The 15,211-nt window shown below is 60.7% G+C and carries 15 protein-coding genes; all 15 read left to right on the forward strand.

Annotated elements, in window-relative coordinates; all coding sequences use genetic code 11:
- Positions 1–158: 158 nt before the first annotated feature.
- Positions 159–908, forward strand: coding sequence for a hypothetical protein (locus AC6UAL_RS08835; RefSeq protein WP_500683015.1), 750 nt, complete (start codon positions 159–161; stop codon positions 906–908).
- A complete protein-coding gene (locus AC6UAL_RS08840) occupies positions 905–1,900 on the forward strand; it encodes an ankyrin repeat domain-containing protein (protein WP_500683016.1) in 996 nt (331 codons plus the stop codon). Before AC6UAL_RS08835 ends, AC6UAL_RS08840 begins: the two co-directional genes overlap by 4 nt.
- 117 nt (positions 1,901–2,017) lie before the next feature.
- Positions 2,018–2,614 (forward strand): hypothetical protein, encoded by a 597-nt coding sequence (locus AC6UAL_RS08845; protein ID WP_500683017.1) that lies wholly within the window; start codon positions 2,018–2,020, stop codon positions 2,612–2,614.
- 154 nt (positions 2,615–2,768) lie between these two features.
- A complete protein-coding gene (locus AC6UAL_RS08850; RefSeq protein WP_500683018.1) occupies positions 2,769–4,457 on the forward strand; it encodes an ankyrin repeat domain-containing protein in 1,689 nt (562 codons plus the stop codon).
- A 240-nt stretch (positions 4,458–4,697) separates the two neighbouring features.
- The gene (locus AC6UAL_RS08855) at positions 4,698–5,396 is read left to right on the forward strand and encodes a tetratricopeptide repeat protein (protein ID WP_500683019.1); all 699 of its coding nucleotides are present in this window, start codon (positions 4,698–4,700) and stop codon (positions 5,394–5,396) included.
- A 74-nt stretch (positions 5,397–5,470) separates the two neighbouring features.
- Entirely contained in the window at positions 5,471–5,887 is a 417-nt protein-coding gene (locus tag AC6UAL_RS08860; protein WP_500683020.1) for a hypothetical protein, read from the forward strand.
- Positions 5,888–6,103: 216 nt separating this feature from the next.
- Entirely contained in the window at positions 6,104–7,144 is a 1,041-nt protein-coding gene (locus tag AC6UAL_RS08865) for an ankyrin repeat domain-containing protein (RefSeq protein WP_500683021.1), read from the forward strand.
- A 227-nt stretch (positions 7,145–7,371) separates the two neighbouring features.
- On the forward strand, positions 7,372–7,674 hold the full coding sequence (locus AC6UAL_RS08870) for a hypothetical protein (protein ID WP_500683022.1): 303 nt from the start codon (positions 7,372–7,374) through the stop codon (positions 7,672–7,674).
- Positions 7,675–7,899: 225 nt separating this feature from the next.
- Positions 7,900–8,271, forward strand: a complete 372-nt coding sequence (locus tag AC6UAL_RS08875) for a hypothetical protein (RefSeq protein ID WP_500683023.1) — start codon at positions 7,900–7,902, stop codon at positions 8,269–8,271.
- Positions 8,272–8,493: 222 nt separating this feature from the next.
- Complete coding sequence (locus tag AC6UAL_RS08880) at positions 8,494–8,982, forward strand: hypothetical protein (protein ID WP_500683024.1); 489 nt, start codon at positions 8,494–8,496, stop codon at positions 8,980–8,982.
- A 455-nt stretch (positions 8,983–9,437) separates the two neighbouring features.
- The gene (locus AC6UAL_RS08885) at positions 9,438–10,451 is read left to right on the forward strand and encodes an ankyrin repeat domain-containing protein (protein WP_500683025.1); all 1,014 of its coding nucleotides are present in this window, start codon (positions 9,438–9,440) and stop codon (positions 10,449–10,451) included.
- 258 nt (positions 10,452–10,709) lie between these two features.
- On the forward strand, positions 10,710–11,453 hold the full coding sequence (locus AC6UAL_RS08890; RefSeq protein ID WP_500683026.1) for an ankyrin repeat domain-containing protein: 744 nt from the start codon (positions 10,710–10,712) through the stop codon (positions 11,451–11,453).
- 25 nt (positions 11,454–11,478) lie between these two features.
- Complete coding sequence (locus AC6UAL_RS08895; protein WP_500683027.1) at positions 11,479–11,967, forward strand: hypothetical protein; 489 nt, start codon at positions 11,479–11,481, stop codon at positions 11,965–11,967.
- A 175-nt stretch (positions 11,968–12,142) separates the two neighbouring features.
- Positions 12,143–13,858, forward strand: a complete 1,716-nt coding sequence (locus AC6UAL_RS08900; protein ID WP_500683028.1) for a hypothetical protein — start codon at positions 12,143–12,145, stop codon at positions 13,856–13,858.
- A gap of 104 nt (positions 13,859–13,962) precedes the next feature.
- Positions 13,963–14,970 carry a hypothetical protein gene (locus AC6UAL_RS08905; protein WP_500683029.1) on the forward strand — a complete coding sequence of 336 codons (1,008 nt, stop codon included), beginning with the start codon at positions 13,963–13,965 and terminating at the stop codon, positions 14,968–14,970.
- Positions 14,971–15,211 lie beyond the last annotated feature (241 nt).

Genomic DNA, 15,211 nt, shown 5'->3' on the forward strand with positions numbered 1-15,211 from the left:
TGCCCTCTCCTTGCCCGACAACCCGCATGATTACTGCATCCCTTTTCCCCCCTGCTCAAACTTTGGGACAGGTGTGACCCGCTTCCCCGTCCCCTCAAAAAAGTCTTGCTGCCCGCCGCCTCGCGTGATATAAGATAATCAAGCTCTGACAACATGTTATGAAAGCGCATGCTTTTTCATCCACCCTGCTGATTTTACTGGCCTTCTCGCTTCAGGCATCCGCCGAGATGGCTGAGGTCAACCTTTCGGAATGGGATGAATCAGCCATCAGCACAGCCAAGGACAGGAACAGCCGCGCCATCTGTCTCAACATCGATGCGGAAGACCTGAGCTATCGGGAGTTCACCGCTTGCCTGTCCCGTTTGTACTGCGACGGATTCTATGACATCGCGGTGAACTACAAGGGGAAATCGTTGAACATCTCATCAAACGGAATCGAAAACGGCCTGACCGTTGCCTTGCCTCGTTCATCGGAAGAATCGACTGCCGATGAGCCCGCAGCATACCCTTTTTCCGAGGACATCAGCACGGAATCGGGGCCGTGCACGTTGGTCTACCAAGAAATAACATCGTCGGATCCTCAAGCGGCAAGGAAAGACATGGAGCAATTCCGGCAGTACGTCCTTTCCCTGAACAGAAAGGAAATCGGTTTGTTGTTATTTGTCGAAGGCGATGTATCCGTCCATACGGTCTTTGAGTATATTTTATCCATCCGCGACAAGGTGACATCAAAGGTGTTTTGTTCGGAAAATCACGTTAAGTCCTACCGAAAGACGCTGAATCAACAAAAAACGGACGAGAGGCCGGCGCGGATGTGTCGAGCCGCACGAAGGGCTGAGCCCCTGTCCCTCAAACTTCCTCCCGCCGGACGGGCGGCGGAGAATCTCAAAGATCATTCTGACCCATGAGCAACAAACTCAAACTAGCGATTTTGATCGGCTGCACCATGAGCTTAGCCATGTGCGGCGAAAACAAATCGAGCACCCCATCAGCCGGAGCTGAGCTTCAGCCCGGGCGCGTTGAAGAGATGAAGCAAGCCGTCAACGCAGGCAATGCCGCCCGGCTCAGCGAGCTGCTCGCGGGTGTTGCTTCGCTGGACGGAACCTATCTCTTGCACCGGGCTGCGAACCGCGGTGATTTGGCCTGCGTGAAACTGCTGCTGGCGGCCGGGGCGGATCCGAATGAGCCGTATCCGAATGCGCCGGCTGCCGCGCCCGGTTACCGCCCTTTGCATGTGGCGGAAAGCGCGGAAGTGATGCGTGCGCTCATTGACGCGGGGGCGGATCTGAACGCCTGTGATGCCGAGTTGCTTCCTCCCTTGTTTCATGCCGTCGCCGGTGCGGATACGCCGCGCGTGCTGGCGCTGCTTTCCGTCGGTGCAAACATCAACGCGCAGCTGCCGCAGACCGGAGGGACTGTCCTTCACACGGCGGCGCGGAAGATCGGCTTGCCGGGAGGATGGCGCGGCGATCGTGAGGAATGCCTGCGTGCCTTGATTGCTCATGGAGCGAAGCTCGACGCGACAGATAATCACGGCCGGACGCCCCTTCACGATGCCTCCCTGTGGAACCTCTTGGACGTCGCCCGCATTCTGCTGGAGGCCGGTGCCGAGGTCAACTGCGCCGACGAGAGCGGCAAGACCCCGCTGCACCTCGCGGCCATGGGGCAGGGCGACGACAGCGCCGCATGTCTGAAGCTGTTGCTGGCGGCAGGGGCGGACCCGAATGCCCGTGATGCCGAGGGCAACACCCCCTTGCACGAAGCCGCAGGCGTCTCGAGCTCCGAGGGATGGGTCAATCGCGACGCCGTGCGCGTTCTGGAGGAGGCCGGGGCGGACTCGACGCTGAAAAACAAGGACGGTAAAACGCCGCAGGAGCTCATCGGGCAACAGGCGCCGTAAACTCAGAGCCACCTTCGCCTTCAGTCTCGCGGCCGGCGACCGAGTCGCGGCGTTCACCGCAGCCCGAGCTACGGACGACCATTCCGGTGAGGCACACAGGGTTACAGGAGACAGGATATGGATATCGTACTGGAAGAAATCGACGGAAAGGAGAGCGGAAGAGTTATTGCAATCGACGGCAAGACTGTTTTTTCCGCGGCGGATGGGGGACGTGAGTTTATCTTCATCTACAAGGAGGCGCAATTCCGTGTGACGGAAGAAACGCCCTTCCGGCAGGCCTTTCTCGGCAGGTGCCTGTATCAGATCCGCAGCTTGGCGGATGCAAGGCAAGCTGTCGGTTCCGTAACGCGGAAAAAATATGGCACGCTGGAATTCCATCTAACGTGGGGCGAGCGCCGACTTGATGCCGAGGTGCGTCTCATGCGGTTATTCTTTTCCGCTTATCATACCTTTGAAGTGGGCGCGACTCAATATCATTACGAAACAGCCGAAGAGCCTCCGCCGCCCGGAGACAACGCGGCGCGGCAGCCGGCAGAGCAGGGGGTGACGAAGAAAATGCTGCACACGTTGAAAAAGATGTTGGCACCGGAAAAGAAGCGGATGCGCCTGCTCAATCGTGAAACAATAGATGAAATAGATGTTTTCATAGGCTGTTTGATGTTTTGGCAACTGAATGAATTTCGCAAACCTGATTCCCCTCCGGGCGATGATTGACCCTTTGCCGCTTCCTCGCGGCGACAGCTTCCCCGACCGAGGCAGCCGTCTCGGCGCCGTGCCGCGCGGCAAGGAGCAGTCGCCGAGAGCGTATGCTTATCAGGCCTCGCTTCGACGGACTCCGAGGCCTGCGTGCCGATGAAATTTCCGATCCATGACGACAAGTGATATGAAACGAATGGTGGTGACAAAGTTGATGACAAAGCTGATGCCCATGGTGATGGCGGTGGGCATACCGGGCTGGGGCACGGCGGCCGACTTAGGCTCAGCTGCTGACGCGCCCCGAGACTCGGCTGAGCGGCAGGGGCTTTCTGCCGAGTCGAGAGGCGCCCGCAGCCTGCTGAAGGCTGCCTCGCGCGGGGACGCCGCCCGCCTGCAACGGCTGCTGGAGCGGGGCTTTTCCGCCAATGCCCGCGATCCCGAGAACCCCGAAACCCCGCTTTACGCCGCGGCGGAGGGAGGTTCTGCCGCCTGCGTGGAAGCGCTGCTGAAGGCCGGCGCCCGCGTGAATGAGGTCGTGTGGTGGGACGGCGGGGATCCCGTCACCTGCGCGACGGCTCTCACCGTCGCGGCCGAGGAGGGGCATGCGGACTGCGTTCGCGCCCTCATCGCCGGCGGTGCCGACGTCAACTTCCTCTGTCTCGACGATGAGCTCGGAGGCTCAGCCCTGCATCTGGCTGCCAACGCCGAGGTGCTGCGTTTGCTGCTCGCCGCCGGCGGCAACCCTCGTCTGGTGAATCAGTTCGGCGACACACCGCTCCACCTGGCTCACGGTGCTGCCTGCGCGCGTCTGCTCTTGGAGGCGGGGGCGGAGCCCAATGTGGTGAATCAAGACGGGCTCACGCCTCTGCTCGCCCTCTTGGACGCCGCTATAGATGAGAGCAGCGACGGCGGTACAGTGCCCGGGCTTTGCGATCAGGTGCAGGCTCTGCTGGCGGGCGGCGCCGATCCTGCAGCCCGCGATGCGGACGGTAACTCCGCCCTGCATCGCGCTGCCCGGCTGGGGGATCTGCAGGTGCTGCAGACTCTGCTGGATGCCGGAGCCGATGTGCAGGCGCACAACCGCGAAGGCGCCACCCCGCTGCACGCAGCGCAGGAAGCCGGGCGGGACGAAGCCGCCCGCCTGCTGCTCGCGAGGGGCGCCGATGCGGGAGCTCGCGACAAATCCGGCCTCTCGGCCGAAGAGAGGGCACGGCAGCGGCAGGCGGATGCCGCGCTGCTGAAGGCGGTCGATGCCGGCGATGCGGAGGCCGTTCGCCACATGCTGGAAGCAGGAGCCTCGGCTCAGAGTTGTGATTCGCAGGGCAACACCCCGCTGCATGAAGCCGCTCAGCGCGGTGACGTCGCCTCAGCGCGCCTGCTGTTGGCGGCCGGCGCCCGCACGGACGTGCCGGGCACCCTCAGCCGCACCCCCCTCCACGTTGCCGCCGTGCGCGGCGATGCCGCCATGCTGCGTCTCCTAGTGGAAGCGGGCGGCAACACGGGCGTGCAGGACTACTACGGCTGCACAGCCCTGCATCTTGCCGCAGCCGCGGGAAGCAAGCCGGCCGTCGAGTGTCTGCTGGCGGCGGGGGCGGATCCGAAGGCGCTCGACCAGATGGAAGCCACCCCGCTGCATGCCGCCGCCGAGCAGGCCGCTGACCTGAGCGTGATGGACAGCCTGCTCGCCGCCGGAGCCGAAGTCGACGCGCAGGACGCGACGGGGGATACTCCCTTGCATCGCGCCGCTCGCAAAGGACGGAAGCAAGCCTGCCGTGCGCTGCTCTCTCGGGGCGCCAATCCCGAGCTGAAAAATAATGAAGGCAAAACGCCTCGGGAGGTCTTCGGGGAACAGGCTCCGTAAACTTGATTCCCCATGCTCTTCCCCTGTCGCGAAAAACAGGGCTACTGCTTGACAGTCAGACAAGCCGGCGCTATACTGCTCATGCGGTAGCAGCATGACCCGCTTGCAACAAGACAACAGGAGCCTCGCCTCTTTTTCCTGCCTCGCAAACGCGGAGGAAATGCGTTCGGAGTCCTCACCCGCCAAACGTTTACGCCGTATCATCAGATGAAAAAGTGCTTTGTCCTTTCCCTTTTCGTGATGAGTCTCCTTTTCGGGCTGAGTTCATGCGCTTCGGTTGAACCGGGAGCTTCCTTCGTGCTGACCCGGCAGGATCGGGCCCTTCGCGAGCGCGACGGGGACTTGATCGACCGTCCCGAGGGAGAAGAGCGTGTTGTCCTGCACCTGTCGATGAGCGAGAGAAAGGCGGGGCGCCTCCTGCGCCGGATGAGCAGGCTGCAGCAGCAGGAAGAGGCTTGGCTGAGGCGCTGGCTTGTCGACATGGATTGGCCCGCTGATCCCCCCGCATCTTCCTATTGCTTGGTGGGGCGAGATGCTTCAGGGCGGGCGCTCACGTCTCGCAGGCTCCCTTATGTTCACCCCTTCGAGCTTGTGTACGAGCTGGAAGGGAATTGCGAGAGCGATAAGCCGAACCGCATGCCGGAGTCGCGGCGCGAAACGCTGGACGTCGCGCCCTACCTGAGCGCGGATGACGAGCGGCGCATCACCGAGCTCCTCTCCCGAGATCAGGCGGAGCTGGATCGCACCGTGCTGCCCCGCCTGCGGCGCCTGGCGGAAGCCGGAGATCCCGAGGCTCTGGAGGCTCTGGGCGATCGCTACGCTCAGGGGCGGGGTGTGAAGCAGGACCGAGCCGAGGCGATCAGGTGTTATCGCCGAGCTGCTGAAGCAGGCTGCGGCTTCGGCGAGCGGAGGCTGCCGAAGCCGGGAGAAGGCTCGTGATTCCATGCACCTCTTGCAAGTTCAACACGCCATTTCAAAGCATGCCGATAGAAGTTCTCCTCGAGGCAAAGGACATGAAGACAAAAGTTTCATTAAGTTATTTTATTCTCGGAGGGCTGCTTTCGCTCGCTCTCATAGGAACGGGGTGCCAACCCGACAGTGAAACGCGGGTACGCCGTGCGCTCCGAACATTCCAAGTTCAAGACATAGATCGCCTTGTCGATCGCATAGAGATCAAGAAGGTCGTTTCGGAGGGCGATCAGTACGCCATTTTCTGCGAAGTCGGGGAGGAGGATTTTCAAGCCATATACTCTCATCGCAAATGGTTGCCCCTGACACCGGATAGAGCATTCGAGATGAAGCCGGGCCATTATGTGGAAGGCCTGAGCGGGCACTATATCAAAGTCTCTCAGGACGGTATACTTTCATATCTTGTCGTACTGGATGACAACAAAACAGTGGCATTCATACGGGCTAGTGCCTTCTACTAAGGCATCATCAGAGCAAGAGACGCCTTTGTTCTGCCCGGGAAGACGCCGTATGTTTTCTGCTTGCGCAGAGCTGACGCGCCCCGAGGCTCCGCACGTTGCCGCATCCCGAGCCCCCGCTTTCCGGCACTTTCGTTCCGAACGCTCTCCAAAAGCGACTTGCTTCGCCCCGTCCCTCATGATATAAGGTATTCACACACTCCCCTTCAACAGAAACGCATGAAATATCATTCACTACTCCCGGCCCTGCTGGGCGCGATGGCGGTGGGCCACGCCGCTTCGGCTGCCGACGCTGAAGATCTTATTCGGGCGGCGAAGGCAGGGGATGCGATGCGTGTGAGCAGCTATTTGGCCGAGGGGCTGAATGTGAATGCTACGGATGTGTTCGGCATGACGGCTTTGCATGAAGCCGCCTTGGCCGGGCATGGCGATGTGGTCCGCCTTCTCCTCGAGAAGGGGGCCGACGTTCACGCGACGGGGGCCGGGCGCTGCACGGCTTTGCATGATGCGGCCATGAGGAATCATGTGGATATCGCCCGCATGCTCTTGGAGAAGGGGGCGGATGTGAATGCGCCGGATATCAATGGCTTGACCCCGCTGCATGTCGCTTCCCGAGAGTTGCAGCCGGACATGGTTCGTTTTCTGATTCAACAGGGTGCGGACGTGCAGGCCACGAATGATTCCGGGACCAACTCGCTCGATATGGCTGTTGAGCGCCGGGATGACCTTTGGGTATACCCGGAATCCGAGCAACGTATGAAAGCCCGGCAGGCTGAGAGCTGCATCAAACTGCTGCGCGAGGCCGGAGGCGAGAAGCGGAAGGAGTCCGCCGTACCGCCGCCCTCCGCCGCAGCGCAGAGTGCGGCGGGGAAAATCGTGGGGCAGTTGCAGGATACGGCCGCTCGGCTGGAGCGGAGTTATCGTGAGAAAGAGGCTTCTCGCGCTTTCTTGGAACGAGCGCGTGCGGAAATGAAAGCTGTTTTCAGCGACGTTCGCGACGAAGAAGTGCTTTTTCTGGCGGCGCAGAAGCTCTACGCGGTGGGGAGCGAGGACGTGAGCCTGAGAGTGAGCCTTCTGCTCACGGCCTATGATGATCTCTTAATTCACCTGTGTGAAAGGAGAACAGCACGGGCTCACCAATATCTCCGCGCCCTCAAACAAACCGTACGCGATGGCGGCCTGACCTTCATCAATGAGCTTGAAGTGAAATACTTCGGCAAGAATGCAAAACGGCCGGGCAAGCTTCAGAAGGGCCATTAACCCCCCGAACAATCGACCTCTCCGGCGCGTCGCCCTCGCTCGCCCCGAAACCCTCCGCAAGCAGACAGCGAGAAAGTCGGGGCGCCTCGCGACGAAGAGGCTTGCGCCGCGGAGACGGCAGGAAAAGCACCGGGTAAAAAAGAGTCATGAAGCTTCAGGAAAAGCCCTCGCGGCGTGATTCCCGCGACGGCAGAATGAAACAAGTCTGAAACGAATCTGAAAACGATATGAAAGCAAAAACGTACCTTGTCCTTGACACCGTTTTGGTATTATGTCTTATCGCCATGAACGCGGCGCCCGGTGTCGTCGATGCGCTGCGATCTCTACCGGATCAGCTGTCGTTCGGCATCTATCTCGCCTTGCTCATCGCCAGTGACTTCTTCTGGATAAAGACGCTGTTCTCTATTCGGAAGATTCGGTCTCACAGGATATTCTGCATTTTGGTCTTTGCCTTCCTGACCGTGATCAATTTCATCTGCACAATGGAGCTTGTCATGGGGGCGATCGGCAAGATCTTCCGCCTTTCCTGAGCTGCGCGTCGGCGGCTTCATCCCGCGACAGGCGAAGAGAGCGCAGGCCCGCGCCGCTTCCGGTGCGCCCGCACCTGTCTGCTCCGAATCAAAAGGACGTCATGCCGCTTGTAGAGACTTGTTCCGAGAAGATGCGTGTTGTATCCTATACGGTGTGCTGCATTCATGCTGCCGCAAGGCCTTTAACTTAACGCTGTTCGCTCAACGCGACGCACATTCTCATCCATGAAAAAGACTCTTTTGCTCCTCTTGTCCCTGTGCATGCTTTCTTGCCATGAGGTCTCCGAATTGGATCTCGAACAAGTCGAAAGGGTATTGTCCGTCAACTGTGATCATCTTAAAATCATCAAGGCTTACCACCACTTGGATTATGCTGTTGTCCTGATAGAACTCGAAGAGGCACCGACGCAGCCGTTCTGGGATGATTTGAAAAAATCCGGCTGGGAATGGCAGGAGTCACCTGAGCCCGCCTATTACCTTGGAAACGAATGGTTCCTCACCTATGATGCCGATGATAAGACTCTGGTATTCAAACCCGCGCAGTATTTGAAGGCTCACGGCGCTCAAGGAAGGAAGCCGGAACCGCAACACCGCTGAGCGACTGTCGTTTCCTTGCCGAGAGGCCGAATCAGCACACAGCGCTTGACCATGCCGCATCGGTGACGGTGGGGCATCCGCCTCCGGCGGCGGGCGGATGGAAGGGGTGCCTGCGGCGTCTCTTGCGCTCACTGCTCCCGCGCTTCGAATCGCCTCAAAAGAGAGCTTGCGTAGCGGCGTTTTGCATGATATAAAATATTCACGCACTCACCCACAATGGCCATGAAGCAGAAGTATTTCTTCCTTTCGGCCTTGATGGCCGCAGCGGTCGCTTTCGTCGGCTGCCGATCCGTCATCGACGAGCCGACTGTTCCCAAGTATGCGAGTTTGGAACGTCGGATCGAGACTCTTCAGGAGCTCGGGAAGTCTTCCGCGCCCGCTCGCGGCGCGTACAGTGCCGGCATTGACGCCTTCCGGCTGGAAATCAGTCGCTTGGCCGCCGCCGCCGGAGGAGAGAAAGTCGACCTCGGGGACGTCCTCTTCGTTTCCGTCTACGCTTCGGACAAAACGAGCGTTCTGGTTGAGCCGAGGTATTACGTTGACCCCGGCGTTTCGCCGCGGCATCGGATCAACTTCACGCCCTTCTTCCTGCCCAAGGAATATGCAGCCAAGCTCAGGCTTGACACAGCCTCCGTCAAGCCTCATCAGGCGAGCCTCGATCCGCAGGACGCCATCGTTGAGCAAGCACTGCCCAAGCACCGAGCTCTGTAGCGCAGTATTGCCCGCATCAAGGACTTGGACAAGGACGCCTCGATCAGGGAGCAATATGACTGCATTGCAGACTTTGAGCGGGAATTGTTCGGCATTGTCCAAATGGCCAGGGAAGAGCAGGGGCTCGGAGATGAGTCTCGTTATTTCTGTGCGTACCTCTGGGACATCTCGTACGTAGATGACGATACCGTTCTGGTTCAGCCTTGGTATTATGTCCATCGAGACACTCATGGGCAGATGCGAGTCAATTTTACTCCCTTTACGATACCTCAAGAGCTTCTTTCACGGCTCTATAGAGGTTGAGTAAAAGCACCGGGCGCACCAACCGAGGCAAGCTCGGCAGCGGCAAGTGCTCAAAGGAAGCCCCCTACGCAAGACCTTCGGAGAATTCGCATCGTTTACGGAAAAGAATGAACGCAAACAGGGTTAGAGCGGCGATGTCTCGGCGCTTAGGTATGACGGCAATTGTTATCATGCCCGTGATGCTTTGTGCCGCCTGCATGACGACGGAAAAAGTGCCACCGCCCTTCATCACGGAGCCGCCGGATGCGGAGAGCTGTTACGAAAGCAGCGGCGGTTTCGGGCCTCTGTCGGAAGAGGATTTTGAGGCCATGTGCCAAGACGGCATCATGACGTACGCCCTGCGAGGACCGCGTGGCTATCCCAGCGCTGGGCTCGATCCAAGGGTTTCGCCACTTCCCTCGGAAAGGGAGCTGTCGCCGGCGGTGAGGGCGGAGGAGAAGGCTCTGCAACAAGCGCGAGACGCGGGTAACTTGTTGCTGTTCAAAAAGTTGCTCCGAGAGGTCGCCGATGTCAATGTGCGCTACAGCGACGGGAGAACGCCTCTGCACATGGCTCTTTCCTTTCATGATGCCTTGGATGCGGCACCCTTTCTCATCGGCAGGGGGGCGGATGTGAATGCCCGCACGGATCAGGGCATCACGCCGCTGCATCTCGCAGCGGAGCAAGGCGATATGGACGTGCTTCGCCTGCTGCTCGCAAAGGGCGCCCGGGTGAATGCGAAGACCGCCGCTTCTTCGCTCGATGCCGGGAGCTCGCCCCTGCACAAGGCTCTGGAGGCAGGGAGTAGCATGAGCGTGCTCCGCCTGCTCCTCGACCACGGCGCGGATGTGAATGCACAGAACCGGGCGGGCATTGCTCCCCTGCATCTTGCGGCCGGTCGCGGTATGGCCAAGGGCGGCCGGCTGCTTATGGAGAGGGGTGCCAAGGTCGACATCCGCAACAGGAAGGGCCGGACTCCCCTGCACGAGGCCACCTCCGCCGGCCGCGTCGATACCGTGCGGCTGCTCCTCGCTGCCGGGGCAGATCCCGCCCTGAAGACCTCCGATGGCCGGACGGCCGTGGACTTGGCGGAAGCTCTGTCTCGGCCAGGCAATCGAGCCTTTTTGCGTCGCAAGGGCTCTGAATGCGCGGCGCTTCTGCGCACGGTGAAGCAGAAGCTCCGCTGAAGTTTGGGGCGCAGACACACGCGCCGCCCTTTGCTCCGCAGGGCGAGGGTGCTGTGGGCTGCGTCCGCGCCAAGCTCGGCTGCTGCCGGACGGCGCGGGAAGCCGCGCAAGAAACTCCGACATCCCTCGAATGGAGCTTGTTTTGCACCGCCGTGCATGATATAAGGTATTCATGCACCCGCCCGTGCTCGGGGAGGAGAGGGAAAAAACTTGTCCGAGTGTCGCAGAAGGGGTGCCGGTTTACCGATTGAACGTCATATGAAAATCAAGATCAAGACCCTTTGGCGCAAGATTCATTCGATATCTCGGAGTCGTATACCGCTGGCCCTGTCGGCCTGTCTCTTTTTGACGGCTGCCTGTGGCAACAGGGCTGAGCAGGACACGAAGGCTGCGTGCAGCTCCAGCGACGAATATATCCTTGTTCCCATAGAGGTCATGAATTGGCACAAGGATTTGGAGTCCGTTGCCGAAGAATTCCACACGACGGTAGAGCAGATCCTGCGGGATTCGCATATCGAGGGACCGCTTCGCCGCGGACAAGTCTTGCGTATCCGTATGCCCTACACTCCGGAAAGCCACACCGAGGTGCGCGCCGATATCGATTACATTTGTCCCTTCACGGGTCGAACGGCTCTTGTGAGTGCGATTCTGAACGGGGAGGAAAAACTGGCTTTGGAGCTCATCGAGCGAGGCGCGAACGTATCCCTTACCAAAGAACAGCCCGCCCTCTGCTGCGCTGCCCGGTATGGGATGCTTGAGATCGTCAAAAAGCTGCTCGAAAAGGGAGCTGACCCGAATACAAGTTGGTATCTCCCGGGCTTTACGGCTTTGCATGAAGCGGCCTATATGGGGCAAACGGAAGTCATCAAACTCCTGCTCGAATCAGGGGCGGACAAACGCATCCGCACGCGAGATATCAACGTGGAGGCGGAGTTGGATGCGACCCCCTATGATCTGGCTGTGATGAATGGGCACACGAAGGCTGCAGAACTGCTCAAGTAGTGCGCGGCTCACGGGGATGACGATCATGGAGACGAAGGGTATCGAAGAGAGGAAGCCGGATGCCGCCGGGGGCTCGATGGGGTTTTACTCCGTCTCGGACTGCGCTTGGTATGCCGTGGCGGCGCACCTGCTGTTGGCCTTTCTTGTCGGTGTCGCCGTGGGATGCTGGCGGGCGAGCGACGCCGGGGAGTTTGTCGTTCATGTGCTGACGTCTCCCAAGCTGTATGTCATGGCGGCTTTGTACGGCTGCGTTGCCTGGGCCGCCCTGGTTGCGCTGGTGTTCGCGGCACGCAGGCTGTTTTCGGGGAGATGGGCGCGCCGGGCCTTCGTCCTGCTTGTCTTTTGCTACTGGCGCCCTTTCCTGTCGCTGATCGCTTGTGCGATGGGGACTGAACGCTTTATGTGGCATTGGCTGTGGGTCTTTCCTCTGCTGCTGGGGTGGAGTCCGATCCTTCTCCTGTGGCTGCTGCATCGGCAAGAAACCCGCGCGGGGGCAGCCTCAGAGCGGTGGTGAGGGCGGCGGCGTCAACACTTCGGAGCCCGGAGGCGGACGGGAGTCTTTTGCGGTTGACAGCCCGCGCCGTGCATGATATAGGATATTCGTGCGCTCGCGGATGTTCGGGAGTCAAAGGGCTCTGCCGAAGGTCGAAGAAGGAGTGCTGGGCAAGCGATGAGCAAGGATGAAGGCCATGAAATACCGAATCATGACAGGAGTTTTGGTCTCGGCAGCGGCATGGTCATCGGTGCAGGCGGATGAGCAGGCCCTCCCGAGCGGCGAGTCGACAGCTGCGGCTGCGCCGCGCCCGCGCCTCACGGCGATGCCGGAGGATTTGAAGCAACCGCCTTACTGGGGGCGCACGGAGCTGAGTCCGGAGTACGCGGCGCTCACGGAGGCGGCTTGGAGGGGGGAGCGCGTGCTCTTTTTCCGCCTCTGGTCGGATTTTCTGGCCTCGGGGCGGCGGCCGGATGCCGATCTGACGGAGCTGCTGCTCTGGGCGGCGCTGAATGCTGAGGATGCCTGCATCTTCGAGGCCGTGTTGCAGCAGTGCGAGCACCCCACGGCCACGCATGTTGAGTCGCAGCCGGAGCAGTGGTACAATGAGTGGCCCATCGTGGTGGCCGCGGCCGTCCGCGAGACGGGCGGAATGTGGTTTGTCGAGCGCCTGCTGGCTCACGACGCTGAGCCCCGAGGGCTCGATCGAGCTCTGGAGGCGGTCTACGAGCTGCGCCTGCGCGGCAGCGGCTTCCCCGAGTACGAGCCGGATGTCGCGATGCAGGCCTTCGCGCTGCGCCGCTTCTTCGGCGCGGAGTGGGAGACGGAGGACGCCCGCGATCTGGCGGCGCGGGAGTGGAAGGCGCTGCGCCGCGATCACCCCGTGGTCGATTACCTCACGGGCGCGGAGCCTCGCCCTCTTCCGCGCGATTTGCCGGAGGCGGAGCTGCGTTTCATGGCGGAGTACGCCTCGGCGCCGGCCGAGGTGCTGGATCTCTTGTTCTCGCAGACGGATTTGGAGCGGCGGCTGGAGCCGGACGGCGGCACGCCTCTGCTCTGTGCCGCTCGGGCCGGGAACTGGCAGGTGGTGGCCGCTCTCATCCGCGCCGGGGCGAACCCGGAGGTGCGCGACCAGGCCGGGCTCGGCCTGCGCGATTTCGGCAAGTCTCTGGACCATCTGCCGAATGCCATGCCCGCCCCGGAGTACCTGTGGACGCGGCGCTTCGCGGCGGACTGCGTGGCGCAGCGGCGCCTCTCGGCGGCCGGGGCTGCCGAGCTGTGGACTCCCGGCACGGCGGAGGCGTCTGTCTCGCGCTACCGCCGCGCGGCTGAGCTCGGCGTGCCCGAGGCTGCCTACGCCGTGGGTGTCTGTGCCGAGCGGGGCTGGGGGCGGGAGGCTTCCGTCGCGGAGGCGCTGCAGTGGTACCGCCGGGCGGCCGAGAGCGGACTGCCGGCGGCTCAGCTGCGGCTGGCTCTGCACTATCAGGAGCTGAGCCGGCAGGCGAAGCAGGCCGGTGACGGGGAAGGGAGGCAGCGCACCGAGTGGGAGTACCGCCGCCTTCTCCGCGCGGCGGCTCGGCAGAGCTACCCGCAGGCGCAGTACCGGATGGGGCTCTTCTATGATAAGCCCGACTCCTCCCAGTCCATGCGCGCGGCGCTGAAGTGGTATCTGGCCGCGAGCGGCTGCGCCGAGGCCTCGTACCGCGTGGCGGAGTGCTGCGAGCTGGGCTTGGGCGTGCCGGCCAACATGGAGGACGCGCGCTGGTTTTACAGCAAGGTGCTCTTGCAGCACACCGGGCACGAGCTCGCACCGAAGGCGGCCGCGGCTCTGCGGCGCCTGGGCCTCGAGCCTTTGCACGTGCCCAAGATCTCCAAGGAGCTGCGCGCGCTGGAGTATTGCGAGCTGCCGTAAACAACGGTGCTTGACGAGCACGCGGTCTATCGTCTATACTAACGATACCTCGGGATGCGTGGCAAATATCAAGCAACATGAGGGGGATTTTATCTTGAATGATGATGAAAAGAAGACGATACAGAGAAACGACGTCGCGCTCTTTCTTGCTGGGAAGCCTGCTGTTCGCCCTGGCGGCAACGGGCTGCCAATTCGCTGATGACGATAAGTCGGTGATGCAGGCAATCGCGGAGGAACATACGCAGCCTGTTGTCGGCAGTGCCGTGTGGTTGACCGACCTCGACGAAGCCAAGAAACAGGCGACGGCCGAGAACAAGGCTATTCTGGCTTGGTTTGCCCGCAGCCCCTGTGGACCGGAGAGCCGCGAGCTCGGTGTGCTGCTGTGGAGGAATCTCTTGGAGAAGCCTGAGTTTGCAGCCTACGCGAAGAAAAAGTTCGTGCTGCTGGATGTTCCGTATAGCGGCGACGGTGAGCAGTTATATAGTCATTACCGGATCATCGTCGATCCGACTCTGCTGGTATTGACGCCGGAGGGCGAGGTGGCGGGTGGCTTTGCGACTCAACGCTCTGATTTCAGCAAGGTGCAGGAGTCTCTTGATCGCGGCAGCGATAATGCGAAAGCGCTGCGCCGAGCAAGAAAACTTCGCGGCGACGCGCGCGCGAAGGCTCTCTTCGCATGTTATATGGCCATTCCCGAGAATCTCAGATACACGGCAGATCCGCTGATTGCTGAAGTGCGGAGGACGGATGTCAATAACGTCACAGGAGCCGGAGAATTGGTTGTGGCCGATGATCAGATGAGGCACTTCATGCGCGAGCTTGCCGAGGTCGGCGATGACAAGAACAAGATGCTGGAGACCTTTGATCGACTGTACAAATCGGCCGTGAGGGTCAACAAGCCGGAGCTGATGAACATGAAGATCAACTACTTGCTGACTTCTGCGAAGACCTACGAGGACCTCGAGGAAGCAGAAAAGGCGCTTCTGGAGCTTGCCAGGCTTCACCCGGAGTGGGCGCCCAAGGCAAAACAATTCATCGCAACTGAGCTCAAAGATCGCGACGCCTTCCTGCGCAAGATGGCCAAAGTGCGGGAAGAGCAAGGTGCGAGATGAGCTTTGCTGCTGACGTGACTCGGGCAAGAGACCGAAAGGGCAAGGCCTCCGTCGGCGGTACGATTCATAACGCCGATTACGATCTCTCATCCGCATTCACGCGAACGAAGCGATGCCGCGATACTCGATGAAAAAAATCCTGATATGGGGAGGTCTCTTGGCAGGCACATGTGTCCCAAAGTTTCAAGGCGCGGTCATTTTGACCGCGCCTTGAGTACACAAAAAATGGAGGCTTGATTTT

Source organism: Candidatus Parakkermansia intestinigallinarum, from assembly GCF_944389695.1.
GTDB classification, from domain to species: domain Bacteria; phylum Verrucomicrobiota; class Verrucomicrobiia; order Verrucomicrobiales; family Akkermansiaceae; genus Akkermansia; species Akkermansia intestinigallinarum.

What these genes read in the sequence shown, in the direction of transcription:
- AC6UAL_RS08835 (WP_500683015.1), top strand. Translation starts at nt 159, where the DNA reads ATGAAAGCGCATGCTTTTTCATCCACCCTGCTGATTTTACTGGCCTTC.
- AC6UAL_RS08840 (WP_500683016.1), top strand. Translation starts at nt 905, where the DNA reads ATGAGCAACAAACTCAAACTAGCGATTTTGATCGGCTGCACCATGAGC.
- AC6UAL_RS08845 (WP_500683017.1), top strand. Translation starts at nt 2,018, where the DNA reads ATGGATATCGTACTGGAAGAAATCGACGGAAAGGAGAGCGGAAGAGTT.
- AC6UAL_RS08850 (WP_500683018.1), top strand. Translation starts at nt 2,769, where the DNA reads ATGACGACAAGTGATATGAAACGAATGGTGGTGACAAAGTTGATGACA.
- AC6UAL_RS08855 (WP_500683019.1), top strand. Translation starts at nt 4,698, where the DNA reads ATGAGTCTCCTTTTCGGGCTGAGTTCATGCGCTTCGGTTGAACCGGGA.
- AC6UAL_RS08860 (WP_500683020.1), top strand. Translation starts at nt 5,471, where the DNA reads ATGAAGACAAAAGTTTCATTAAGTTATTTTATTCTCGGAGGGCTGCTT.
- AC6UAL_RS08865 (WP_500683021.1), top strand. Translation starts at nt 6,104, where the DNA reads ATGAAATATCATTCACTACTCCCGGCCCTGCTGGGCGCGATGGCGGTG.
- AC6UAL_RS08870 (WP_500683022.1), top strand. Translation starts at nt 7,372, where the DNA reads ATGAAAGCAAAAACGTACCTTGTCCTTGACACCGTTTTGGTATTATGT.
- AC6UAL_RS08875 (WP_500683023.1), top strand. Translation starts at nt 7,900, where the DNA reads ATGAAAAAGACTCTTTTGCTCCTCTTGTCCCTGTGCATGCTTTCTTGC.
- AC6UAL_RS08880 (WP_500683024.1), top strand. Translation starts at nt 8,494, where the DNA reads ATGAAGCAGAAGTATTTCTTCCTTTCGGCCTTGATGGCCGCAGCGGTC.
- AC6UAL_RS08885 (WP_500683025.1), top strand. Translation starts at nt 9,438, where the DNA reads ATGACGGCAATTGTTATCATGCCCGTGATGCTTTGTGCCGCCTGCATG.
- AC6UAL_RS08890 (WP_500683026.1), top strand. Translation starts at nt 10,710, where the DNA reads ATGAAAATCAAGATCAAGACCCTTTGGCGCAAGATTCATTCGATATCT.
- AC6UAL_RS08895 (WP_500683027.1), top strand. Translation starts at nt 11,479, where the DNA reads ATGGAGACGAAGGGTATCGAAGAGAGGAAGCCGGATGCCGCCGGGGGC.
- AC6UAL_RS08900 (WP_500683028.1), top strand. Translation starts at nt 12,143, where the DNA reads ATGAAATACCGAATCATGACAGGAGTTTTGGTCTCGGCAGCGGCATGG.
- AC6UAL_RS08905 (WP_500683029.1), top strand. Translation starts at nt 13,963, where the DNA reads ATGAAAAGAAGACGATACAGAGAAACGACGTCGCGCTCTTTCTTGCTG.